21 protein-coding genes and 2 pseudogenes are annotated in these 21996 nt (G+C 68.8%); 12 read left to right on the top strand and 11 right to left on the bottom strand.

The genetic code is table 11. The features are described 5' to 3' along the window. Together ACQ86A_RS19125 and ACQ86A_RS19120 are read right to left on the bottom strand one after the other, a co-directional pair. Positions 1 to 735: an SDR family NAD(P)-dependent oxidoreductase gene (locus tag ACQ86A_RS19125; RefSeq protein ID WP_431278487.1), complete on the bottom strand. Its 735-nt coding sequence runs from the start codon at positions 733 to 735 to the stop codon at positions 1 to 3. Continuing rightward, positions 732 to 1439 (bottom strand): hypothetical protein, encoded by a 708-nt coding sequence (locus ACQ86A_RS19120; RefSeq protein ID WP_431278486.1) that lies wholly within the window; start codon positions 1437 to 1439, stop codon positions 732 to 734. The genes ACQ86A_RS19125 and ACQ86A_RS19120 overlap by 4 nt, the downstream gene beginning before the upstream one ends. A gap of 53 nt (positions 1440 to 1492) precedes the next feature. Between ACQ86A_RS19120 and ACQ86A_RS19115 the strand changes: the two genes are divergently transcribed. After that, positions 1493 to 2098 carry a MarR family winged helix-turn-helix transcriptional regulator gene (locus ACQ86A_RS19115; RefSeq protein WP_431278485.1) on the top strand — a complete coding sequence of 202 codons (606 nt, stop codon included), beginning with the start codon at positions 1493 to 1495 and terminating at the stop codon, positions 2096 to 2098. Between the two features lie 98 nt (positions 2099 to 2196). Beyond that, positions 2197 to 3437, top strand: a pseudogene (locus tag ACQ86A_RS19110) (FAD-binding protein). Positions 3438 to 3441: 4 nt separating this feature from the next. Here the strand turns inward: ACQ86A_RS19110 and ACQ86A_RS19105 are convergent. The 3 genes and pseudogenes from ACQ86A_RS19105 to ACQ86A_RS19095 form a co-directional block, all read right to left on the bottom strand. Beyond that, the gene (locus tag ACQ86A_RS19105; RefSeq protein ID WP_431278484.1) at positions 3442 to 4197 is read right to left on the bottom strand and encodes a class I SAM-dependent methyltransferase; all 756 of its coding nucleotides are present in this window, start codon (positions 4195 to 4197) and stop codon (positions 3442 to 3444) included. Positions 4198 to 4441: 244 nt separating this feature from the next. Then, on the bottom strand, positions 4442 to 4723 hold the full coding sequence (locus ACQ86A_RS19100; protein ID WP_431280493.1) for a phosphoribosylglycinamide synthetase C domain-containing protein: 282 nt from the start codon (positions 4721 to 4723) through the stop codon (positions 4442 to 4444). Positions 4724 to 4900: 177 nt separating this feature from the next. Next, a pseudogene (locus ACQ86A_RS19095) lies at positions 4901 to 5763 on the bottom strand (phosphoribosylamine--glycine ligase); the annotation flags it as partial. Between ACQ86A_RS19095 and ACQ86A_RS19090 the strand changes: the two are divergent. The 4 genes from ACQ86A_RS19090 to purM all read left to right on the top strand — a co-directional run bounded on the left by ACQ86A_RS19090 (position 5762) and on the right by purM (position 9369). Further along, positions 5762 to 6130 carry a sterol carrier family protein gene (locus tag ACQ86A_RS19090; protein ID WP_431278483.1) on the top strand — a complete coding sequence of 123 codons (369 nt, stop codon included), beginning with the start codon at positions 5762 to 5764 and terminating at the stop codon, positions 6128 to 6130. The pseudogene ACQ86A_RS19095 and the gene ACQ86A_RS19090 overlap by 2 nt on opposite strands. 74 nt (positions 6131 to 6204) lie before the next feature. Continuing rightward, the gene (locus tag ACQ86A_RS19085; protein WP_431278482.1) at positions 6205 to 6585 is read left to right on the top strand and encodes a hypothetical protein; all 381 of its coding nucleotides are present in this window, start codon (positions 6205 to 6207) and stop codon (positions 6583 to 6585) included. 26 nt (positions 6586 to 6611) lie between these two features. After that, positions 6612 to 8189 (top strand): amidophosphoribosyltransferase, encoded by a 1578-nt coding sequence (purF, locus tag ACQ86A_RS19080; protein WP_431278481.1) that lies wholly within the window; start codon positions 6612 to 6614, stop codon positions 8187 to 8189. Positions 8190 to 8247: 58 nt separating this feature from the next. Next, the gene (gene purM, locus ACQ86A_RS19075) at positions 8248 to 9369 is read left to right on the top strand and encodes a phosphoribosylformylglycinamidine cyclo-ligase (protein ID WP_431278480.1); all 1122 of its coding nucleotides are present in this window, start codon (positions 8248 to 8250) and stop codon (positions 9367 to 9369) included. Here purM and ACQ86A_RS19070 read toward each other — a convergent pair. Then, a complete protein-coding gene (locus ACQ86A_RS19070; RefSeq protein ID WP_431278479.1) occupies positions 9357 to 10298 on the bottom strand; it encodes a hypothetical protein in 942 nt (313 codons plus the stop codon). The genes purM and ACQ86A_RS19070 overlap by 13 nt on opposite strands. Positions 10299 to 10384: 86 nt before the next feature. On the opposite strand from ACQ86A_RS19070, the gene ACQ86A_RS19065 reads away from it, so the two are divergent. From ACQ86A_RS19065 to ACQ86A_RS19045, 5 genes are all read left to right on the top strand, one after another. Further along, entirely contained in the window at positions 10385 to 11683 is a 1299-nt protein-coding gene (locus ACQ86A_RS19065; RefSeq protein WP_431278478.1) for a Calx-beta domain-containing protein, read from the top strand. A gap of 68 nt (positions 11684 to 11751) precedes the next feature. After that, complete coding sequence (locus tag ACQ86A_RS19060; RefSeq protein WP_431278477.1) at positions 11752 to 12741, top strand: ABC transporter ATP-binding protein; 990 nt, start codon at positions 11752 to 11754, stop codon at positions 12739 to 12741. Further along, entirely contained in the window at positions 12738 to 13481 is a 744-nt protein-coding gene (locus ACQ86A_RS19055; RefSeq protein ID WP_431278476.1) for an ABC transporter permease, read from the top strand. Before ACQ86A_RS19060 ends, ACQ86A_RS19055 begins: the two co-directional genes overlap by 4 nt. Before the next feature lie 119 nt (positions 13482 to 13600). Then, positions 13601 to 14839: a histidine kinase gene (locus tag ACQ86A_RS19050; protein ID WP_431278475.1), complete on the top strand. Its 1239-nt coding sequence runs from the start codon at positions 13601 to 13603 to the stop codon at positions 14837 to 14839. Beyond that, positions 14836 to 15450 carry a response regulator gene (locus ACQ86A_RS19045; protein WP_431278474.1) on the top strand — a complete coding sequence of 205 codons (615 nt, stop codon included), beginning with the start codon at positions 14836 to 14838 and terminating at the stop codon, positions 15448 to 15450. Before ACQ86A_RS19050 ends, ACQ86A_RS19045 begins: the two co-directional genes overlap by 4 nt. Before the next feature lie 50 nt (positions 15451 to 15500). Here ACQ86A_RS19045 and ACQ86A_RS19040 read toward each other — a convergent pair whose 3' ends face one another. Beyond that, positions 15501 to 15713, bottom strand: a complete 213-nt coding sequence (locus ACQ86A_RS19040; RefSeq protein WP_431278473.1) for a DUF3073 domain-containing protein — start codon at positions 15711 to 15713, stop codon at positions 15501 to 15503. A gap of 146 nt (positions 15714 to 15859) precedes the next feature. Here ACQ86A_RS19040 and ACQ86A_RS19035 point away from each other — a divergent pair, with 146 nt between their 5' ends. Then, positions 15860 to 16933: an NAD(P)-binding domain-containing protein gene (locus tag ACQ86A_RS19035; RefSeq protein WP_431278472.1), complete on the top strand. Its 1074-nt coding sequence runs from the start codon at positions 15860 to 15862 to the stop codon at positions 16931 to 16933. A gap of 131 nt (positions 16934 to 17064) precedes the next feature. Here the strand turns inward: ACQ86A_RS19035 and ACQ86A_RS19030 are convergent, their stop codons facing one another. The 4 genes from ACQ86A_RS19030 to ACQ86A_RS19015 are packed head-to-tail and all read right to left on the bottom strand — an operon-like array spanning position 17065 to position 21993. After that, on the bottom strand, positions 17065 to 19086 hold the full coding sequence (locus tag ACQ86A_RS19030) for a glycogen debranching N-terminal domain-containing protein (RefSeq protein WP_431280492.1): 2022 nt from the start codon (positions 19084 to 19086) through the stop codon (positions 17065 to 17067). A gap of 8 nt (positions 19087 to 19094) precedes the next feature. Beyond that, positions 19095 to 19913 carry a Type 1 glutamine amidotransferase-like domain-containing protein gene (locus ACQ86A_RS19025; protein WP_431278471.1) on the bottom strand — a complete coding sequence of 273 codons (819 nt, stop codon included), beginning with the start codon at positions 19911 to 19913 and terminating at the stop codon, positions 19095 to 19097. Then, on the bottom strand, positions 19910 to 20827 hold the full coding sequence (locus ACQ86A_RS19020) for a carbohydrate ABC transporter permease (RefSeq protein ID WP_431278470.1): 918 nt from the start codon (positions 20825 to 20827) through the stop codon (positions 19910 to 19912). The genes ACQ86A_RS19025 and ACQ86A_RS19020 overlap by 4 nt, the downstream gene beginning before the upstream one ends. Beyond that, positions 20827 to 21993, bottom strand: coding sequence for a carbohydrate ABC transporter permease (locus ACQ86A_RS19015; RefSeq protein ID WP_431278469.1), 1167 nt, complete (start codon positions 21991 to 21993; stop codon positions 20827 to 20829). Before ACQ86A_RS19015 ends, ACQ86A_RS19020 begins: the two co-directional genes overlap by 1 nt. Positions 21994 to 21996: the final 3 nt, after the last annotated feature.

Below are 21996 nucleotides of genomic sequence, written 5' to 3'. Positions count from 1 at the left end.
CTACGCGTGCTTTCCACCGTCGACGGCGAGCACCACCCCGGTCACGTAAGAAGCTCCCGGCGAGGCCAGCCACCGAACGGCGTCCGCGACCTCTTCCGCACTGCCCATCCGGCCCATCGGCATGTACTCGCCGACCTGCTTGCGCACCGCCGCATCCTGAAACATGATCGGGCCCGACTCGATCGGGCCGGGCGCGACCGCGTTGACCCGGATGCCCTTGCGCGCGTAATCGATCGCCGCCGTCTTGATCAGCCCGACGACCGCGTGCTTCGCGGCGGCATACGCCGACATGCCGGGTGCGCCGGCCGTGCCCGCGCTCGACGCGACCGTCACGATCGCACGCGGACCGTCGGCGCCCTCCATCGCGAGCAGCTCGGCGCGCATCGCCACGGCGACGCTACGGAAGTTGAGCGCCACCAAGGCGTCGAACTCGGCGAGGTCGAACTGCGTCAACGGCTTCGGCTGGTGTCCGCGCCCGACATTGTTCACCGCGACGGCCAACCCGAAGTCACCCGCGGTGGTGGCGACGGCATCCTCCAGCGCCGCGTCGTCCAGCGCGTCGACGACGATGATTCGGGGGCAGTCGACTCCGGATGCGCGCAGCTCGTCCTGCAGACGCGCGAGCGCTTCGGCGTCGCGGCCCGCCGGAACGACCGTGAGCCCGTCCGCGCCGAGCGCCCGGGCGATCGCATTGCCGATGAGACCGTTGGCGCCGAGCACGAGTGCCGCGCTCATGCCGTCACCCGCTCGCGGTCGCGCACGTCGCGACGGTCGGTCGGCAGAAGGAAGCCGGCGGCGATGAGCCAGAGGATCCCGCCGAATCGCGCGATGGGCAGCAGAAACTGGAGCGGTTCGAGCGCGAGCGAGAGAAAGCTGAGCTCGGCGAGGGCCGCGATGACCAGCCCGGTCCAGCTGAGCCAGCGCGGCAGCAGCCTCAGGATGAGGGACGGCACGGCGATGCCAGCCAGCAGGAGTCCCATCCCGGTGGCGTAGCCGACCCCTCCGGTCGCGAAGGCGAGAAACGAGAGGACGTACGCGATCGAAGCGTCGGCTGTCAGGTCGGGCTGGCTCAGCGCGTAGCTCGCCAGCGCGGACACCATCAGCAGGATCGAGGCCGTGGCACCGCCGAAGAACCCGATGGCCGGGCCGGGCACGCGTACCCCGAGTTGACCCAGGCGCGCGAACGCGCTCGCCGCGAGGATGCCGAGGGGGACCGCCGAACCGAACGTCAGCAGTGCGGAAACCCGGATGCTGACCCAGTCGGACTGCGCGAACGCGGTGACCGCATCCTTGCCCGCGAAGGGGGAGACGAAGCCGGGGCCGCCGGCGAGAATGGCGCCGACGATGAGGGATGCGGCGAGCAACGCCGCCGAGACGATCGCCAGCGCCCCGAGGTGAGGGCCACCGGCCCGACGGGTCGAAGTAGTAACAGCGTTCATAAACGTAATGATTACACTTTGTAATCATTCTTTGCAAGAGCTATTGTGGGAGCGTGACCGAAGCCGCGCCTGCATCCCGCCCCGACCGGCCGAGCCCGCGCACGGCCTTCCTTCTCACCCAGCTGGGAGCGCATGCGGCTGACCTCTTCGCGGTGCGTGTCGCCGAACTGGGAGTGACCCCGCGGGTGGCCGGCGCACTTCGCGTGCTCGGGCGCAACCCGGGGATCAGTCAGCGCGAGCTCGCGACCCTGCTCGGCACGGTGCCGAGCCGGCTGGTGTCCCTCGTCGACGACCTGGAGCGCTGGGGCTGGGTCGAGCGCATCCGGAGCCCGAAGGATCGTCGCAACTACGAGCTCGAACTCACCCAGGCTGGGCGAACTCTGCTCTCGCAATTGCGGGGCGTAGCGGAGTCTCACCAGGCTGATCTGCTCGAGCCGCTCGACGAAGCCGAGCAGGCGCAGCTGTCGCACCTGCTCTCGAAGCTGGCCGCGAGCTCGGGGATGTCGCCGGATGGGCATTCCGGGTACCGGGAGCAGCGAGACGTCGGCGAACGGGCCGCCGGCGAGCAGCCACGCCGCAGCGAGCGGCCACGCCGCAGCGAGCGGCCACGCGGCAGCGCGCGGTCACGCGGCAGCGCGCGGGACGACCCACAGTCCTGACGTCCAGCCGCCACCGCGTAGCGATGCGTCATGTGCACGTTCACAGTGGCCGCGGGTACTGCCAGACTGGTCCGAACAAGTTTCGAGGAAGGACCACCGTGGGCGAGCGCAACTGGGCCGGCAATTTCGAGTACGGGGCGCCCATCGCGCATCCGTCGAGCATCGAAGAGTTGCGCGACATCGTGGTCGGCGCGAGTTCGGTGCGGGCGCTCGGATCGCGGCACACGTTCAACGACCTCGCCGACGACGCGAGGCTGCTCGTGAGTACCGCGGGGCTCCCGGCGGAGATCCGCGTCGATCAGGATGTTCGCACGGCGACCGTCGGCGGCGGGGTGCGGTACGGCGATCTCGCACGGGTGCTCCAGGAGTCCGGCTGGGCGCTCCACAACCTCGCCTCGCTCCCGCACATCTCGATCGCGGGCGCGATCGCCACGGCGACACACGGCTCCGGCGACCGCAATGGGAATCTGGCCAAGGCTGTCAGCGGGTTGCGCATCCTGAAGGCCGACGGCGAGACGGTCGCGCTCAGCCGCACCGACCCGGAGTTCGCGGGGGCTGTCGTGTCGCTCGGAGCCCTCGGCGTCGTCACCGAGGTGACCCTCGACATCCAGCCGACCTTCGAGGTGCGTCAGCGACTCTTCGAGAATCTGCCCTGGGATGCGGTCACCGGGCACCTCGACCAGATCACGTCGGCCGCATACAGCGTCTCCTCTTCACCACATGGGACGAGGATGCGGTGAGCCTGGCCTGGCTCAAGGAACGCGACGGCGAGCCTGCCGCGGCCCAGGACGACTTCTTCGGCGCACGCGCCCTCACGGAACCGCGCCACATGATCCCGACCATGGATGTGCGCAACACCACCGAGCAGCTCGGCGTGCTCGGCCCGTGGAGCGAGCGGCTCGCGCACTTCCGGTTCGAGTTCACGCCGTCGAACGGCGAGGAGATCCAATCCGAGTACCTGGTGCCGCGGGCGCGGGCCGTCGAGGCGATCGAGGCCGTGCGCGCGGTGGCGCCAGTGATCGCGCCGCTGCTGCAGATCAGCGAGATTCGCACGGTCGCCTCCGATGACCTCTGGCTGTCGTCGGCGTACGGCACCGATGTGATCGCGTTCCACTTCACGTGGTTCCGCGACCAGGCGGGCGTCGAGGCGATTCTTCCGGCGCTCGAGGATGCGCTGCTCCCGCTCGGCGGACGCCCCCACTGGGGCAAGGTGTACGTCGACCGCGACGGCGTGGTCCCGGGGCTCTACCCGAAACTGGCCGACTTCCGGGAGTTGGCCGAGGAGTTCGATCCGTCGGGCAAGTTCCGCAACGCGTTCGTGGGGCGCCTGCTCGACTGAGCGGTCAGGCAGGGGTGCGAGCGACCGCCAAGCGGAACGCGTTGCGCAGGCGGTAGCCGCCGTCCCCGGTTCGGAACGGCGCTGCCGCGCTCAAAACCGTCGCAGCCCCGGCAGCTTGGCCCTTCGCATCCTCGCCGAGGAGCACTCCGCGCACAAGTGTCTCGTCGTCGGATGCCGTCCAGAGCACTTCGACGATGTCGGCGACCACGAGCTTGAGCCCCGCTTCGGCGAACAGGGACTCGAGCCCGCCCTCCGGGCGCAGATCGCCGTCGGGAATCGGCTCTTCCCCGTCCGCCACCGCCAAAGCTTCCTCGATCGTGTCGATGTCGTTGCGGCTCCGCTCCGCCCAGTTCGCGACAGCGATGAGCCCGCCGGGTTTCGTCACGCGAACCATCTCGGCCACGGCATCCAGCGTGTCCTCGGCGAACTGCAAAGCGTTGAACGCGCACACGACGTCGAAGCTGCCGTCGGACCACGGCAACGACTCCGCCGAGGCTGTCTGCACATCCGCTTTCGGGGCTGCGGCGCGCGCGAGAGCGACCATGCCCGGCGCAGGGTCGATCCCCGCAGCGTCCGCGCCGATCCCGTCGAGCATGGCGAGGAACTCTCCGCTCCCGCAGCCGATGTCGAGCACTCGGGATGCTCTGCCGATTCCCGTCGCGGCGACGACCGCCCGCCGTGCCGGGTCGGAGAACCCGCCCCACAACTCGGCCCACTCGCCCGCTACCGCCGACCAGCCGTCCTCATCCGCACCATCCATCGCCGCACCCCCTCGACCTCACCGTAATCGGACCAGTCCACCGGTGCCGCGCCCTCACGCCCCGCATCCCGTCCGTTCGTGCGAAAAGTGGCGCCGGCATCCCGCAAACTGCACTTTTGGCACGATTCGGGATGTGGAGCGGCTCCGCAGCGCGTCGAGTCGTGCGAAAAGCGGGCTCGGCATCCCGCGAACTGCACTTTTGGCACGATTCGGGGCGAACGCCGCCGTCGCCGCAACCCGCGCGTCACACCGTGACGCGCGCGGCGATGTCCGTCCGGTACTGCGACCCCTCGAGCCGGATCTTCCCGATCGCCTCATAAGCGCGGCTCCGCGCCTCCGCGAACGTCGTCCCGCGGGCGACGACGCTGAGCACCCGGCCACCGGTGGCGATGAGCTCGCCGGTCTGCGCATCCCGAGCCGTTGCCGCATGCGCGATCGTCACCTCGGGCACAGCCGCCGCCTCCTCGAGACCGGTGATCGGACGCCCGGTGATCGGCGCCTCCGGATACCCCTCGCTCGCAAGCACGACCGTGACCGTCGCATCCCAGGCGAACGCGGGCCGCGGCTGTCCAGCGAGCGCTCCGGTCGCGGCCGAGAACAGCAGCTCCGAGAGCGGCGTCACGAGCCGGGGCAGCACGACCTGGGTCTCCGGATCCCCGAAGCGCGCGTTGAACTCGATGACGCGAATCCCGTGCGCGGTCAGGATGAGCCCGCAGTACAGCAGCCCTATGAACGGCGTCTGCTCCTTGGCCAGCTGACGCACGGTCGGGATGGCGACGGTGTCGATGACCTCGTCGACGAAGTTCTCGGGAAGCCACGGGAGGGGGAGTACGCACCCATTCCGCCCGTGTTCGGCCCGGCATCGCCGTCGAGGAGGCGCTTGAAATCCTGCGCAGGGTCGAGCGGGAGCACGTTGTGGCCATCGCTCACGAGGAAGAGCGAGACCTCCTGGCCGTCGAGGAACTCCTCGATCAGCACGCTGCCCGACTCCAGATAGTGCGTGGCGTGGTCGACCGCCGCCTCGCGATCCTCCGTGACGAGAACGCCCTTGCCTGCCGCGAGACCGTCGGCCTTGACGACGTACGGCGCCCCGAACGTGTCCAGCGCTTCCTCGACGTCGAGGAGGGTGGATGCGCGCACAGCACGTCCCGTGGGAACGCCCGCAGCATCCATCACCCGCTTCGCGAACGTCTTCGACCCTTCGAGCTGCGCGGCGACCTTGCCCGGCCCGAATACGGGAATGCCGCGGGTGCGGAGCGGATCCGCCACACCGGCGACGAGCGGAGCCTCCGGCCCGATCACCACGAGCTCGATGCCGTTCTCGATCGCGTACTCGGTGACCGCGATGCCGTCGAGCGGATCCAGGCCGGGATCGACCCGCACATCCTGAGCGATTCCCGCGTTGCCGGGGGCCACGACGATGTCGTGCGCCGCCTCTTCGCTCAGCAGCGACGTGACGATGGCGTGCTCGCGCGCGCCCGAACCCAGCACCAGAATCTTCACGCCAACAATGCTAGAGGACTGCCCGCTCCCCGCATCCCGGCGGGCCTGGAAAGATGGGGGCATGGCTCGCGCGAAGATTCAGGATGCTGACGGCGAGGCCGCCGTGCGCGCGGCACTCGGCGACAGGGCCGACCGCAACACCACCGCGATGGCCGTGCGCTACCTGCTGCAGCTGCTCGCAGAGCGCGCCCCGGGCAACACCGTGGAGGTGCGTGTGCCACCCTTCGGGGCGGTGCAGTGCATCCCCGGGCCGCGACACACACGCGGAACGCCCCCGAATGTGATCGAGACGGATGCGCCCACCTGGCTCGGTCTGGCGACCGGCGGCACCACCTGGGCCGAGGCCGTCGCCGCCGGAAAGGTGCACGCTTCCGGCCAGCGCGCCGACCTCGAGGGACTCCTCCCGTTGCGGGTCGCCGGCATCTCCTGACCGGAGCCGACGCGGAGAGCAGGGACCGACGAAGGGCGCACCCACTCCCAGGTTCCTTAAGGGACAATGGACACATGAGTACTGAGCCCGATGAGCGCGGAACGGTCACCGAGAGTTCGGTGCGCGTGAAGCGCTCGCCGCGATACGCGCGGTTCATGCTCGCGGGCTTCCTCGTCTTCGCGGTCGTCGCGCTCATTCTCACGTTCGCCTTTCCGGAGAACCCCACCTACGACCGCGGCGCCGTCTTCGGCTTCCTGCTGTTGTTCTTCGGGGTCGTCGGAGTCGCGATCGGGGCGGTCGTCGCCCTGCTGGTCGACCGGTCGGGCACCCGCAAGGCGCGCACCGTCCTGGCCGATAGAGTTACGGTGTCGGCTGAGCCGGAGGAGCGCGTCACCCGCGCGGAGACTCCCGGAATCGAAGACGCACCCGACACCCACAAATCCATCGAGAACTGAAAATCCCGACTGAAGGGTTCCACGGTTTGTCCAGAGGCGACGGTCTTCTCAACCACGATCTACTCCCCGGCGAGAAGGGCCCGCAAGATGCCTGCGGCGTCTTCGGCGTCTGGGCACCCGGCGAAGAGGTGGCGAAGCTGAGCTACTTCGGCCTCTACGCGCTCCAGCACCGCGGCCAGGAGTCGGCGGGTATCGCCACCAGCGACGGCAACAAGATCCTCATCTACAAAGACATGGGTCTCGTCTCGCAGGTGTTCAACGAGAACGCGCTCAACTCGCTCCCCGGCCACATCGCCGTCGGACACTGCCGGTACTCGACGACTGGCGCCTCCACTTGGCAGAACGCGCAGCCGACGCTCGGCAGCACCGCGGGCGGAACCGTCGCACTCGGTCACAACGGCAACCTGACCAACACCGCCGAGCTGATGCAGCTCGTGCACGACCGCTACCCGCAGCTCGATGGCGAGCTCTCGCGCGGCAACACCACCGACACCGCCGTCATCACGGCGCTCTTCACGGGCGACCTCGACCACACCCTCGAAGCGACCGCCCTCGAAGTGCTCCCGCACCTCCGCGGCGCCTTCTGCCTCGTCTTCATGGACGAGCACACCCTCTACGCGGCGCGCGACCCCCAGGGCGTGCGCCCGCTGGTGCTCGGCCGCCTCGAGCGCGGCTGGGTCGTCGCGTCCGAGACCGCAGCCCTCGACATCGTCGGCGCCAGCTTCGTCCGCGAGGTCGAGCCGGGCGAGTTGATCGCCATCGACGAGAACGGGCTCCGCACCCAGCGTTTCGCCGAGGAGCGCCGCGCCGGATGCGTCTTCGAGTACGTCTACCTCGCGCGTCCCGACACCACCATCGCCGGCCGCGGAGTCCACGAGGCACGCGTCGAGATGGGCCGCCGGCTGGCCCAGGAGCACATGGTCGAGGCCGACCTCGTCATCCCGACCCCCGAATCCGGAACCCCCGCGGCGATCGGCTACGCGCAGGCCTCGGGCATCCCGTTCGGTCAGGGCCTCGTGAAGAACTCGTACGTGGGTCGCACGTTCATCCAGCCGTCGCAGACGATCCGCCAGCGTGGCATCAAGCTCAAGCTGAACCCGTTGAAAGAGGTCATCAAGGGCAAGCGCCTGATCGTGGTCGACGACTCGATCGTGCGCGGCAACACCCAGCGAGCCCTGGTCTCCATGCTCCGGGAGGCCGGCGCCGCCGAGGTGCACGTTCGCATCTCGAGCCCGCCCATCACGTGGCCGTGCTTCTACGGCATCGACTTCGCCTCCCGCGCAGAGCTCATCGCGACCGGCCTGGGTGTCGACGAGGTGCGCCAGTCGATCGGTGCCGACAGCCTCGGCTACCTATCGGAAGACGGCATGATCGCTGCGACCGAGCAGCCCCGCGAGCGTCTGTGCACGGCCTGTTTCACCGGCATCTACCCGATCGAGCTTCCGGATGCGCACCACCTGGGCAAGAACCTGCTCGAGCGTCCCGGCGGTGCCGAGGCTCCGGCCGACGGTGTCGCCGCTGCTGACGGCTGCGACCCGGGACCGGACGCTGAATTCGAGTCCGTCCTGAACCCGGCCTTCGGAGACCCGGGCCGCCCGGAGTAGCTCGCGGCCGGCTGGCTCATCGGATTTCCGCGCGGCCACGGCCCGGTACCCTTGACTCGTGACCGAACAGCACCCGTCCTCTTCCGCCTCCTACGCCGCGGCCGGTGTCGACACCGCCGCCGGTGATCTCGCCGTCGAGCTGATGAAGTCGGCCGTGTCGCGCACCCACACCCCCGAGGTGTTCGGCGGAGTCGGCGGTTTCGCCGGGCTGTTCGACGTCTCGGCCCTCAAGGACTTCAAGCACCCGCTGCTCGCGACAAGCACCGACGGTGTCGGCACGAAGGTCGCGATCGCGCAGGCGATCGACAAGCACGACACCATCGGCCAGGATCTGGTCGGCATGGTCGTCGACGACATCATCGTGGTCGGCGCGAAGCCGATGTTCATGACCGACTACATCGCGTGCGGCAAGGTCGTCCCGGCCCGCATCGCGGAGATCGTCACCGGCATCGCGCGCGCCTGCGAGGCGACGGGAACGGCACTCGTCGGCGGCGAGACGGCCGAGCATCCTGGACTCCTGGCTCCCGACGACTACGACGTGGCCGGCGCTGCCGTCGGCGCGGTCGAGGCGGATGCGGTTCTCGGAGCCGAGCGCGTGCGCGACGGCGACGTCGTGGTGGCCCTCGCATCGTCGGGCCTCCACTCGAACGGCTTCTCGCTCGTGCGGCACATCCTGGCCCAGAACAAGGTCGGCTTCACCGACCACTCTGACGCCTTCGGCGGTCAGGTCGGCGAGGCGCTCCTCGAGCCGACTCGCCTCTACACCGCGCCCCTGCTGAAGGTGCTGCAGGATCCCGAGCTCACCGGTGCGATCCACTCGCTCAGCCATGTCACCGGTGGCGGCATCGCTGCGAACCTCGCGCGCGTGCTCCCGCTCGGTTCGTGGGTCGAGGTCGAGCGCGGCACCTGGTCGCCCACGCCGGTCTTCCGCATCCTGAGCGATCTCGCCGGTTCGACCCTCGAATCGAGCGAGGGAACCTGGAACCTGGGCATCGGGATGTTCGCCGTCGTCGCCGCAGACAAGGCCGCCACGGTCATCGCCGCCATCGAAGGCGAGGGCATCCACGCCTGGACAGCGGGAACCGTGTCGACCGCATCCCGAGACCTCGCCGGTTTCGAGCAGGGCGCCAAGGGCGTCGACGGCGGCGCGGTGCGCCTGGTCGGCTCCTACGCCGGGTAGTTCGCCTCCCACCAGCGCAGCACCCTGAGCGCGCGCAGCGTATTCCACCTGCTCGGCCGGCCGTCGCCGTCCTCCAGCTCGAAGTGCACCGCGCCCGCGTGCGTGTTCTCGAGCGGCCACCTGCCTTCGTCGTCGCGTCGACCCTCGAGCACTCCGACCGCCTCGGCCAGTCGCGCATCCGGAGTGCCGCCGACAGAGCGAAAGTAGTCGAGACCACGGAGCACGTCGTAGTGCCAGCGGGGCGGGAACGAGAACTGCAGCCAGTCGCTGTCCGCCACCTCCCCGGTAGAGACGCGCCGGAACAGGCGCCGTTCGAGCAGATACTCCTCACCGCGTTCGCGGGCGGCCCGAGCTTCGGGTGTGCCTCCCGTGGCGCGTTCCCACTCGAGCAGCCCCTCGAGAACGTTGATCGTGCTGCCGAACGAACCGCGCACCGAGCCGTTCTCCTGTTCGCAATTCCAGCCGCCGTCGGCCATCTGCTCGCCGAGCAGCCGGTCCACGATCGCGCGGACGTCCTGGCCGTAGTACGAGCCGAGAGCGACGGTCAGGCCGTTGATGCACGGCTCCACCTCGCCGGCGAAGAAGTCCTCCCCGTCGTGCTCCCACTTGCTGTTCGCGCGCACGAGTTCGATCGCCCATTGCACATGCTCGGTCTCAGGATGCGCACCCAGCTCACGAAGCAGCGCCAGCGTCGGGGCGGTCGCCGTCCACGGCTGCGGATCGTTCCACGTCGCCCATGACGGAAAGTAGGTGCCGCCGTCCCATTGGCCATCGGCGCCCTGCAGCGCGAGTAGGCGATCGCCCCAGCCTTCGTAGGCGACTTTGGCGCGCTCCGCGGCGACGACCTCGGCGGGTTCGTCGGTCAGATCGCGCATGACTTGCCAGCGGATCGCAGGATCCGCATCCAACAACCACTCGGTTACGGTCATGTCCGGGCAGTGTAGACCGCGGCGGCGAGCGTGTCACCACAACGGGTAGACGCGATGGTCGGCCCCGGGCGGTTAGACTCGCGCGTGTGACCCGTCTGCATCTCAGTATCCATGCAGCCGTCGGGGTCGCAGCTCTCGGTCTCGCGCTGGCGGGTGTGGCGGTTCTGGCCCCCGCCGCAGCCGCATCCGCTGCTCCTGTGGCACCACCCACCGTCGTGCCGAACAGCGCGGCCGTCACCCCGCTCGTCGATTGCGTGGCGGACAGCGATGCCGGATCGGGCCAGACGACTCGCACCATCGTCTTCGGATACCGCAACGTCTCCGCCACGCCCATCCCCCTGGCTGCAGGCACTGTCGACAACTTCTTGACCCCGGGCCCACTCGATCGCGGTCAGCCGTCGTCCTTCCTCCCTGGCGAGCATCACGGAGCGTTCGCGGCCACCGTCGATTCTGTCGGCGGCGGGAGCCTGATCTGGAGCGTGGGGGACAACTACGTCATCGCCCCGAGAGCAGGGACCGCCATTCCCTCGTGCGACACCGTCACGACTGTTGCGCTCTCGGCGCCGTCGACGGTCGCGTCGGGCGACACCGTGACGCTCACAGCAGCGGTCTCCCGGATGCAGCTGGGCGCACCCGACAGCGGCCAGGTGTCGTTCGCGGTCGACTCCGGAACCCCCACGGTTGCGTCGGTCGACGCGACCGGCGTCGCGCGCGCGGTCGTCCCGGCTCCCGCGGCGGGCTCCCACACGGTCGTCGCTACGTTCATCCCCGCGACCGGCTCCCTTCTTCTGACCTCGCATGCTCAGGCCGACTTCACCGTCAGTGCGTCAACGGGCGCGCTCTCGGTGACGCCGAGCGGTTTCTCCGCGGACAAGCGCCAGGCTTTCGTCACGGTGACGCGTGCATCCGGTGCTGGAGTCGCATCCGTCGACTACACGACCGCGGACGGCACGGCGAAGGCTGGCAGCGACTACACAGCGGCGCAGGGCACGGTCACGCTCGTCGCGGGTCAGCTCTCGGCGACGATCAGCATCCCGGTCGCCGACCGTGCCGCGGGCTCGGGCGAGGCGACCTTCTTCGTACTCCTGCAGCGCGCGACCGCGCCGGTGGATGTGGCCGGCGCGACGGTCAAGCTCCCGGCGGTCACCGCGTCCGGCTCGACGACCGTGGGAAACGTCACTTCGGACACGTCCGGTCATCCGGGTGCGAGCGGGGGCGGCTCGGATTCGGCCCTCCCCGCGGGGGACCCGACGGCGTCGGGCCGCGTCGCCAACACGGCCAGCGATCTGGTGCTGATGCTGGGCGGCGCCCTGCTCGCAGTGGGCGGCATCCTCGGTGTGTTCGGCCTCTTCAAGTTCGGGAGCACGCGCAACGCCCAGGCGTGACAAATGTCACCTCGCACCCCTGACGGATGCTCTTCGCCGGGTCCCGGGCATCCGGGCACGCTGAGAGTGTGAACCAGACACCAGCCATCCACCTCACCGATCTGCGGAAGTCCTTCGGCTCCCTGCAGGCGGTCAACGGGGTGAACCTCACCATCAATCCGGGCGAGGTCGTCGCGCTGCTCGGCCCCAACGGAGCCGGCAAGTCGACGACGATCGACCTCGCCCTCGGACTCGCGCAACCCACCGCCGGTCGGGCCGAGCTCTTCGGCGGCGACCCGCGCTCCGCAATCGTGCAGGGGCGGGTGGGAGCCATGCTGCAGGGCGGCGCGCTGCTGCCGACGCTGACGGTCGCCCAGTCGGTGGCGCTCGTCGCAGCCGCGCACAAGCATCCGCTCACCGTCGCCGAGGCGCTTGAGCGGGCGCGCTGCACCGAGATCGCCAAGCAGAAGGTCAGCAAGCTGTCGGGCGGTCAGATGCAGCGGGCGAGGTTTGCCGTCGCGGTGGTCTCCAACCCCGACCTGCTCTTCCTCGACGAACCGACGGCCGCGATGGACGTCGAGGCGCGACGCACCTTCTGGCAGTCGATGCGGGAGTTCACGGATGAGGGCCGAACCGTGGTCTTCGCCACCCACTACCTCGACGAGGCCGACACATACGCCGACCGGATCGTCATGCTGAGCTCGGGCCGCGTCGTCGCCGACGGCACGCCGACCGAGGTCAAGGCGGTCGTCTCCGGCAGGCGCATCCGGGCCGGCTTCGACTTCGCCTGGACCCCCGCGGTCGAGGATGCGCTGCGTGCGCTCCCCGGCGTCCGCTCGCTCGATCACCGCGCCGAGCAGCTGACGATCGTCAGCGAGGACTCGGATCTGACCCTGCGCGCGCTGCTCGCGGCGCACCACGACATCCACGACATCGAGGTCACCGCGCACACGATGGACGACGCGTTCCTCGCACTCACCGAAGGAGCCGCCGCGCTGGGCGAGCCGGCTTCCGCCACTCTCGGCGAATCCGAGCCCGCCAACCAGTCCGCCCTCACCACGAACGGAGCAGCACGATGAGCATTGCCTACCTCGGACTCGAGTCCCTGCGCCAGATCCGCAACGCGCGCTCGATGATTTTCACCCTCGCCGTGCCTCTCGTCATGCTCGTCGCGTTCGGCGGCTCGTTCGGCGGCAGCGGTCAGGTCGACCCCGTGACGAAGCTGCCGTGGATCGCCGTCACGACGATCCAGGTGGCCGGCTACGGCGGCATGATGGCTGCGCTGTCGCTCGCCTTCAACATCGTCACCGAGCGCTCGATCGGCTGGAACCGCCAGCTGCGCCTCACTCCACTGAGCGGCACGGGTTACCTTGTCTCGAAGCTCGTCACCTCGATGCTGATGGCTCTGGTGTCGATCGTCGTCATCTTCAGCGTCTCGGGCATCCTGTTCCACTCGAGCCTGCCCCTCGGCAACTGGCTGACGGCCGGTCTGGGTCTCTGGCTCGGGGTGATCCCCTTCGCGCTGATCGGCATCCTGATCGGGCAGTTCGCCAAGCCCGAGTATGCGCAGCCGCTGTTCATGGCCGTATTCATGGGGATGGCTGTGCTCGGCGGACTCTGGATCCCGCTGCAGATCTTCCCGGCCTGGGTCGCGAACGTCGCGCAGATCGTGCCGTCGTACTGGCTGAACCGCATCGGCCAGATGGGGGCGCACCAGAACGGCGACATCCTGAGCCCGGCGCTCGTGCTGCTCGGCTGGACCGTGGTTCTCGCCGCGTTCATCGTGTGGCGCTACCGGCGGGATGCGGCCCGCAGCTGATGGTCCGCACGCCGCGCCAGCCCGATGAGGGGTCGCCCGATGAGGGGTCGCAACACGCCGCCACGGCAGAGGCCGCGACGGCGTGTCCCGACCCCTCGACGGTGACTAGGGTGTTGACAGTGGACAGCACGGAGTACGAGAAGCCCGATCGGCTGTTCGCGCGACTGACCCATATGAGCGCGCGCCGCTGGTATCCGGGCGCCATCATCGGCCTGCTCTACCAGATCTCGACCGTGATCGGTGTCTGGAGCAGTTCGGGAAGCCTCGGCGAGAAGGTCGCCGCCACCTTCGTGCTGTGCCTGGTCTACATCGGGTTCCTGGTGATCCCGCCGTTGTTCTGGTGGTCGTCGCTGCGGGTGCGGGCCTGGGCTGTTGTCGGGTACTTCGTGCTCAATCTCGCCCTGTTCCCCCTGATCGGCATCTCGGCCTGCTGGACTTGGGTCTACGTCGCCTGTGTGATCGGGATGCTCGGCCTCCCGCCCGTCGCATCCATCGCGTCGATCGCGGCCCTCGGCGCCGGCCAGTTGGTGATCGTCGCGCTGACCGGGGACTTCGACGACAACTGGTTCATCGCACTCGTCACCGTCTCGATCGGGATCATGATGTTCGCGTTCGCCCGGCAGCTCGAGTCGTATCGCAGCCTGAAACGAGCCCAGGGTGAGATCGCGCGCCTCGCCGTGATCGAGGAACGCGGGCGGTTCTCGCGCGACATGCACGACGTTCTCGGGCACTCGCTCACCGTCGTCACGGTGAAGTCGGAGCTGGCCCGGCGCCTGGTGGCGATCGACCCGGTCAAGGCCGAGGCCGAGATCGCGGACATCGAGCGCCTGAGCCGCTCTGCACTGGCGGACCTCCGCGCGGCGGTCGCCGGCTATCGCGAGATGAGCCTCTCGACCGAACTGGCGGCAGCCCAGGCCGGGCTGGCCGCCGCGGACATCGACGCGCACCTCCCGCGAAACGGCGAAGACGTCGACCCCGAGCTTCGAGAGCTCTTCGGGTGGGTGCTGCGCGAGGGCGTCACGAACGTCATCCGGCACTCGGGCTCTCGCAACTGCTGGGTCACCGTGACACACGACAGCCTCGAAGTCGAAGACGACGGGCGGGGGATGAGCGGGGTCGGCACGGTCGGGATCCCCGGCTCGGGCCGTGCTCCGGGCTCACGCGGCCTGATCGGGTCATCCGGGTCACCCGGTGGATCCGGTGCAGTCGGCGGAGATGAGCAGACCCTGGTCGCGGTCGACAGCGGCAACGGCCTCGACGGTCTGACGGCACGCGCCCGCGCGGCCGGCGCCCGAGTGCTGATCGGAGCGAGCGAGCACGGTGGAGTGCGACTGACGGTGCGGAAGGCGAACACGTGAGCGACCCCATCCGTCTCCTGCTGGCGGACGACCAGGCGTTGGTGCGCGGTGCCCTGGCTGCGCTGCTCGATCTCGAGCCCGACCTCGAGGTGGTGGCGCAGGTCGGACGCGGCGACGAGGTCGTGGATGCGGCGCGCGCGAACGCGGCGGATGTCGCGCTGCTCGACGTAGAGATGCCGGGCCTCGACGGGATTCAGGCTGCCGCCGCTCTTCGGGCGACCCTCCCGAGTTGCCGGTCGCTCATCGTGACGACGTTCGGACGGCCGGGGTACCTGCGGCGCGCGATGGAGGCGGGCGCATCCGGATTCGTCGTCAAGGACACCCCGTCGGGCCAACTCGCGGATGCGGTGCGTCGGGTCGCCGCGGGCCTTCGCGTCGTGGACCCCGCGCTCGCCGCGGAGTCCCTGGCGTCAGGTGTCTCGCCGCTGACTCCGCGCGAGACCGAGGTGCTCACGGTCGCCGCAGGCGGTGGCAGCATCACGGACATCGCGCACACGCTCTACCTCAGCGAGGGAACGGTCAGGAATCACCTGTCGAGCGCGATCGGGAAGACGGGCGCACGGAACCGCTCCGAGGCGGCCGTGATCGCTGCGGAGAAGGGCTGGCTGTAGCTAGCGCCAATCGGCGCCGGCTCGTGCAGCCCGTCGACCCGCCGTGAACGCTAGGCGCGCTTGGGCTGGTCTTGTCCCTCGTAGTCGTCTGTGTATCCGCCGCCGCTGTCAGGCTCGTAGTCTGCCCACGCGGCGTACTGGTCGTCGTGGTGGGAGTGTCCTGTCAGTTCGCGCTCGAGCGCGTCATAGTTCACGTCGGGGCTGAATGACTTCAACTCCCGCGCGATCTTGGTGTGCTTTGCCTTTTGACGGCCGCGCCCCATGCGTGACCCCCTTACGGTGCCAGGCCGGGTGGGCAATGAGCCACCCGGGAATCCGAACAGGAACAGTGAAAACTAACCGCTAGTTTAGCATGTGGGGCCTCGGGAGCCCCGAGTTCACGCACAGGGTTGGATGATGGGATGAGCGCGTGACCACGACCAGGACCGACACCCAGGTGGTGATCGTCGGCGCGGGCCAAGCTGGCCTCGCCGTCGCTTACTATCTGCGGCGGTTCGAGCTTACTCCCGGTGTGGATTTCATCCTGTACGACAGGGGTCCGGCAACGGGCGGCGCGTGGCAGCATCGGTGGGATGCGCTCAAGCTCGGCACCGCCCATCACGTGAACGATCTGCCCGGAATGGCCGAGCTCGGCATCAGTTTCGAGACGGCCGACCGGTCGCTCCCGGCCAAGGACATCGTCGCCGGATACTACCGACGCTTCGAGGAACACTACGGTCTCGACGTGCAGCGCCCCGTCACGGTCACGAGCGTCTTCGACCGCGGGGCGGATCTGATGGTTCAGCACACTCGTGGCGAGACCGCCACCCGCGTCGTCGTGAACGCGACAGGAACATGGGGTGCGCCCTTCGTTCCGTACTACCCGGGTATGAACACATTCTCAGGAAGGCATGTTCACACCTCCTCTTATCTGTCCGCCGAGGAGTTCGCGGGCCAGTCCGTGGTGGTCGTCGGCGGCGGCACGTCGGCGATCGGGTTCATCCTGGAGCTCGAGCATGTCGCCGCACAGGTGACCTGGGCGACCCGACGCCCCGTCGAGTTCAAAGACGAGTCGGAGCTCACGATCGAGGGCGGCGTGGCTGCGGTGGCGGCTCAGGATGCGGCTGCGCGCGCGGGCAAGGCACTGCCCAGCATCGTGAGTGGCACGGGCATCCCGCGCACACGGCGCATCGCTGCGGCCGTCGACCGCGGAATTCTCACCGAGCGCCCCATGTTCACGGCGATCGAGGAGAACGGCGTGCGCTGGCCCGACGGCTCGTTCACGCAGGCCGACGCCATCATCTGGGCCACCGGCTTCCGGCCGGAGTTGCGACACCTGTCGCCGCTCAAGCTGCGGGAGAAGGCAGGCGGTCTGACCGTCGAGTCGGGAGCATCCTGGCAGGACCCCCGCATATTCCTGGCCGGGTACGGACCCCAGGCGAGCACCATCGGAGCCAACCGTGCCGGCCGCGTCATCGCCCGCCAGATCATGGCGCAGCTCTGACGCGGTGTCCGTCTGCGACGGCTGCACGCAGCGCGCTGGGGATCGCATCCTGAGGCCGAGTCGTGCCAAAAGTGGCGTTCACCGTGGCGTAACCGCACCTTTGGCACGATTCGACGAGCGGGCTGCCCGCTTCAGGAGCGGGCGACGCGGCCGTCCGCGTCAACCGTGAGCGACAGGGCGTCGCCCGCGAAGCGGAGGCCTGTGACCGCCATCGTGCCGACGCCCGGGGTCGCAGCACTGTCGAGCGTGCCCGCTTGCGCGTCGGCCGCGAGGCCCAGACGCGCGCTCAGCACCGAGACCGCTGCCGCTGCCGACCACGCCTGCGGGCGGCAGGCGGCGGGGTACGGGATGGGCGTTGGCGTGTCCGCGGCCGAGTCGCCAGAGTGCAGCTCGGGCATCCGGTAGTCGAATCCTTCGGCGGCGGCGAGGAGACCCTCGGCGAGCGTCTCCGCCTCAGCCGTGTGACCGTCGCGGGCGAGACCGCTGATCGCGATCGCGGTGTCGTGCGCCCAGACCGACCCGCCGTGATAACTGAGCGGCCAGAACCCCGCGGAGTCGGTCGACATGGTGCGCAGACCGTAGCCCGAGTTGAGTTCGGGCGACACCAGGCGCTGTGCCACGAGCGCCGACTGCTCAGGGGTCAGGATGCCCGTGCCGAGCAGATGCCCGATGTTGCTGGTGACGGTGTCGACCTTCTGCTTCGCAGCATCGAGCGCGACCGCGGGGTACGCGCCTGCGGGGTCGTCGATCCAGAAAGCCGCCGCGAACCGCTCCTTCAGATCGGCGGCCCACTCGCGCCATTCGTCGGCGCCGGGACGACCGAACGCCTCGAGCAGGTCCGCGCCGCCGACAGCGGCCTCGTACGCGTATCCCTGCACCTCGCAGAGCGCGATCGGTCCGTCGGCGAGCGTGCCGTCGCGCCACTGGATCGAGTCGCCCGAGTCCTTCCAGCCCTGGTTCGCGAGGCCGTGGCCGGTGGTGTCGACGTACTCGAGAAAGCCGTCGCCGTCGCTGTCGCCGTAGTCGCGCATCCAGGCGAGCGCCGCCTCGAGGTGGGGGAGCAGAGCCTCGACCTCGGCCGCGGGCATCCCCCACTTCCAGGCGTCGTGCAGGAGGTTAACCCAAAGGGCGGTGGCGTCGACCGTGCCGAAGTAGAGCGGCGGAAGGACGATCCCGAGGCCGGGGAGGGTCATGGTCGCGGGCCGGAGCTCGTGCATGATCTTGCCCGGCTGCTCGGCCGTGTCGTTCACGACCTCGGTGCCCTGGAGGTCGGCCAGGATGCGCAGGGTCGACGCGGCGATATCCGTGCCGAGCGGCAACAGCATCCGGGCGGCCCAGATCGAGTCGCGGCCGAACAGGGTGAAGAACCACGGTGCGCCCGCGGCCAGGAAGATCTCGTCGGGTCGCTCGGTGGTCGACATGCGGAGGGCCTGCAGGTCGGCCAGAGCGCGGCTCAACCAGGCTGCAAGGCGCGAGTCGCCGGTGGCGGCGGAGAAGGCGGCCCAGTCGGTCGACGGTGCAGCACCGGCGACGACCGAGGAGGGGTCGTCGACGTCGATGCGCCAGCCGAGAGTGACGGAGGAGTGGCCCGCGATCTCCGGAGTCCAAGTGAGGGTGGTCGAGGTGTCGTCGGTCTCGGTCTCTGCGTCGGGAGCGCTGACAACTGCCGTGACGGTGCCCGAGGCGAACGTGACGCCGTCGGCGTTCGTCGCTGACTCGATCGGATTCTCGCTTCCTCTCAGGCCTGCCTTCATGAGCTGCATGGGCGTGAAGTCGGCGCGCACAGCGACCGAGACCCGCGGACGGACAGGGGTGCCGAGGGCGTTGCGCACCGTGATCGTCTCGACCAGGGAGCCCGCGCGAACCTCGCGCTTCTGCTCGATGCGCACGCGGGGATCGGCGGTCGCGTCGTCGAGTCCGCGGGCGAGCGAGGTGAAGACGGCGGTGGCCGCATCCGGGCTGCCCGTGGCGATGTGCTCGGGCAGCGAACCGCCGACCGTCAGCTCGATCTCACTCAGCACACGGACGTCGGAGTGGTAGAAGCCGTGGATGCCGTGACCGTCGACGGTGCCGTCCGTCGCGGACCAGGCCTGGCTGGGAGCGGTGAGCACCACCACGCTGTCGTGCAGTAGGGGTTGGAGCGGCTGGGTCATCGTGGTGTTCACGCCTCCTCGAGGGTGGGTTGGGAGTCAGAAGTCGGTTGGAAGTCGGAAGTGGGGCGGGGATCGAACCCGGATTCGGGATCGGTCGCACCGGGCAACAACCGCGGCTTGATCCGCGTCTCGACGGCGCGGCCGTCGAGGGCCTCGACCCGCCAGGCGTACTGCCCGTCACGTTCGCTGACCACGTCGAGCAGCCGGGTGCCGCCGTAGACGAGCCCGACGCCCTCGTCGAGCGCGTAGCCCGGCGGAAGGGATCCGGAAGCGACCGCCGCCTCGTGAGCGACGCGCCGCTGGGGGTCGGAGTCGTAGTGCACTCCGAGCGAGCCCGGCAGGATGCCGAGACCGTCGGCGACGGCCTCGATCTGCGGTCCGAACGACGCTGTCGTGCCGCCTTCGTGCCAGCACAGGGCTCCGGCCGAGCCACCCGCGAGCACGACGCCCGCCTGCCAGGCCTCGCGCAGGATGCCGTCGAGTCCGTGTGCGCGCCAGACCGCCAGGAGGTTCACGACACTGCCGCCGCTGACCCAGATCACGTCTTGCGCGAGCACGTGTGCGCGCAGGTTCAGGATGTTCCGATGCGGGAAGAAGCGGATGTGGCTCGCGTCTACGCCCGCGGCGCGTGCGGCTTCGAGTTCGGGACCCTCCACCGATCGCTGGTCGCCACCCGCCGTGTTGACGTGGGCGACCCTGGGCGGGCGTCCTTCGACGCGCGCCAGCTCGATCGCATGCATCAGCAGCGGACCGTAGACGGAGTCTGTCCAGGATCCGGGGTTGAGCCCGCCGCAGGTGGCGAGGATGGTCGGTTCGGCCGCAGTCATTCCTTCACCGCCCCCTCGCTGTTGTTCATGATGCGACGCTGGAAGATGAAGAACAGCACCGCGACCGGGATGGTCATCAGGGCCGCCGCCGCGAGCTTGATCGGATACTGACTTCCCTGGCTGAGCTGGCCGCTGGCGAGCCCGGCGACGCCCTTGGTGAGCGTGGTGAGGGCGGGATCCTGAGTCGAGACGATGAAGTGCGCGAGCTCGTTCCACGATCCCTGGAAAGACAGGATGACGATGGTGATCAGCGCAGGCCTGGCCATCGGGAGAACGATCGACCAGAACACCCGGAAGGTGCCGGCGCCGTCGATGCGCGCCTGCTCCTCCACGCTCTGCGGGATCGACTCGAAGAAGTTCTTCATGATGAACACGCCAGCCGCATCCGTCAGCAACGGCACGATCATGCCGGCGTACGAGTCGTAGATGCCGAGCTGGTTGATCACGAGGAACTTCGGGATGAGCAGCACCACCATCGGCACCGACATCACAGCAACGAGCCCCGCGAAGACGATCCCGCGGCCGCGGAAGTTCAGCCTGGCCAGCGCGTATCCGGCGAGGGAGTTGAAGAACACGCGTCCCAGCGTGACGACGATCGTGACGATGGCCGAGTTCTTGAACCAGGTCGGGAAGTCGGAGTTGAGGAAGAGCTTCGTGTACGCGGCGGTGGTCCAGGTCTGCGGGATGAGCGAGACCGGGTTGCCGGCCGCATCCGCGTCGGTCTTGAACGACGTCGCCACCTGGATGAGGAACGGCATGATGTAGATCACGGCGATGACGACGAGGATCGCATAGGTGACCGAGGTGGCGACGACGGTTCCGGTGGACCGCCGGCGCCTCTTGGGCGTCGGGGCGACCGTGCGTGGACGCGACTCCGTGACGACGTGGTCTGCTGGTTCGGCGACGATGGACATCAGAGTGCTCCCCGTCCGTTCAGGGACTGTTCGGTCGCGACAGCGGTTGCGATTTCCGCGCCCTTGACGGATCCGGATCCTGAGCCGCCACCGGTGGGCGGAGTGTAGAGACGCATCCTGCGCTTGGACACCTTGCGTTCACGCAGCACCCACCGCTGGAAGATCGTGAAGAGCACGATGATCACGAACAGGATGAACGCGATCGCTGCGCCCTGGCCCCAGTCCTGATCTTGGAACGACGTCTTATAGGAAAGGTAGGCGGGCGTCAGCGTTGTCTTGCCCGGAGCGCCCTTGGTACCGGTGTAGATCTGGTCGAAGATCTGCCAGCATCCGATCAGCCCGAGGGTGAGCACAGTGAACAGCGTCGGCCGCAGCTGGGGGAGGGTGATTCGCCAGAAGCGCTGCCAGCCGTTGGCGCCGTCCATCATCGCGGCCTCGGTGATGTCGCCGCCGAGGTTCTGCAGCGCTGCGATGAACAGGAGCATGAACGTGCCGCTGGTCGTGAAGATCGCCATCAGGATGAACGCGGTCATGGCCACGGACGGCCCGCCCAGCCAGTCCCACCAGGAGACGCCGAGAAGAGTGTTGCTCGTGAGTGCCGTCGGCCCCTGGTCCACTCCGAACACGGCGAGGAAGTTGTGGATGATGCCGTTCGGGTCGTTGAACCAGTTCGGTCCGTTGATGCCGATCCACGACAGGAACTTGTTGACGGCGCCGGTGCTGCTGAACAGGAACAACCACAACACTGTGATCGCGACGGAACTGGTCACCGACGGAAAGTAGAAGGCGGTGCGGAAGAATCCGCGGCCGCGCAGGACGGCGCGGTTGACGAGCACCGCGAGCCCGAGTGCGACAGCGGTCTGCAGCGGAACCACAAGAACGACGTACCAGGCGTTGTTCTTGAGCGCCATGCCGAAATCGGATTCGGCGAGGCCGCCACCGGCGAGCAGCGTCTGGTAGTTCTTGAACCCGACGAAGCTGACGTCACCGGCGAATGGGCTGCCCCGCCCGCCCCAGTCGGAGAAACTCACCCAGAGCGCCATGAGCACCGGGATGACCAGGAACACGCCGAGCAGGATGATGACCGGGGCGGTGAACAACCACCCCGAGGCGGTCTCGCCGCGCCGGATTCCGGAGCGACGAGACCGACTCGTGGTTTGCGACATGTT

This window comes from Leifsonia poae (assembly GCF_050632195.1).
GTDB classification, from domain to species: Bacteria; Actinomycetota; Actinomycetes; order Actinomycetales; family Microbacteriaceae; genus Leifsonia; species Leifsonia poae_C.
Note: the sequence above shows the minus strand (reverse complement) of the source record. Positions and strands in the feature narration are given on the sequence as shown.

Bases quoted from the DNA above. Each gene is read 5' to 3' on its own strand.
- ACQ86A_RS19025 (WP_431278471.1), bottom strand. From the start codon at position 19,913: ATGACTGCGGCCGAACCGACCATCCTCGCCACCTGCGGCGGGCTCAAC.
- ACQ86A_RS19090 (WP_431278483.1), top strand. From the start codon at position 5,762: ATGGCTCGCGCGAAGATTCAGGATGCTGACGGCGAGGCCGCCGTGCGC.
- ACQ86A_RS19070 (WP_431278479.1), bottom strand. From the start codon at position 10,298: ATGACCGTAACCGAGTGGTTGTTGGATGCGGATCCTGCGATCCGCTGG.
- ACQ86A_RS19015 (WP_431278469.1), bottom strand. From the start codon at position 21,993: ATGTCGCAAACCACGAGTCGGTCTCGTCGCTCCGGAATCCGGCGCGGC.
- ACQ86A_RS19120 (WP_431278486.1), bottom strand. From the start codon at position 1,439: ATGAACGCTGTTACTACTTCGACCCGTCGGGCCGGTGGCCCTCACCTC.
- ACQ86A_RS19030 (WP_431280492.1), bottom strand. From the start codon at position 19,086: ATGACCCAGCCGCTCCAACCCCTACTGCACGACAGCGTGGTGGTGCTC.
- ACQ86A_RS19040 (WP_431278473.1), bottom strand. From the start codon at position 15,713: ATGGGGCGCGGCCGTCAAAAGGCAAAGCACACCAAGATCGCGCGGGAG.
- ACQ86A_RS19105 (WP_431278484.1), bottom strand. From the start codon at position 4,197: ATGGATGGTGCGGATGAGGACGGCTGGTCGGCGGTAGCGGGCGAGTGG.
- ACQ86A_RS19020 (WP_431278470.1), bottom strand. From the start codon at position 20,827: ATGTCCATCGTCGCCGAACCAGCAGACCACGTCGTCACGGAGTCGCGT.
- ACQ86A_RS19055 (WP_431278476.1), top strand. From the start codon at position 12,738: ATGAGCATTGCCTACCTCGGACTCGAGTCCCTGCGCCAGATCCGCAAC.
- ACQ86A_RS19085 (WP_431278482.1), top strand. From the start codon at position 6,205: ATGAGTACTGAGCCCGATGAGCGCGGAACGGTCACCGAGAGTTCGGTG.
- ACQ86A_RS19125 (WP_431278487.1), bottom strand. From the start codon at position 735: ATGAGCGCGGCACTCGTGCTCGGCGCCAACGGTCTCATCGGCAATGCG.